General features: G+C 62.7%; 1 protein-coding gene. It reads right to left on the reverse strand.

From position 1 onward, the window contains the following. Nucleotides 1-42: 42 nt before the first annotated feature. A partial coding sequence (locus KH400_RS30240) for a glutamate--cysteine ligase (RefSeq protein WP_217228533.1) occupies nucleotides 43-354 on the reverse strand: 312 nt, incomplete at its 5' end.

The raw sequence follows: 354 nt of genomic DNA on the forward strand, positions 1-354 counted from the left end.
GGATGCGCATGGCGGTTCCTTCTGCAGCGGGGATACGGCCGATCAGATCAGCGGGTTCGGGTCGGTCTTCTCAAGCTCGAGCGATGCAGCCAACAGCGCCAAGCGCGCCACGACGCCGTACATATAGAAGCGGTTCGGCTCGCCGGCGCCCGGCTTGGCATGGCTGTCCGGCAGCGAATTCGACGCAAACGGCAGCGGCACGAAATGCATGCCTGGCGCATTGAGATTCTCGTCCACGCCGCGGCCCGTGTGAACCCGGTAGAAACCACCCACCACATAGCGGTCGATCATGTATACGACGGGCTCGGCCACAGCTTCGTTGATCTTCTCGAAGGTGTGCACGCCTTCCTGCAC

Origin of the sequence: Desertibacillus haloalkaliphilus, from assembly GCF_019039105.1 — a bacterium.
In the GTDB taxonomy this organism is placed as follows: Bacteria; Bacillota; Bacilli; order Bacillales; family KJ1-10-99; genus Desertibacillus; species Desertibacillus haloalkaliphilus.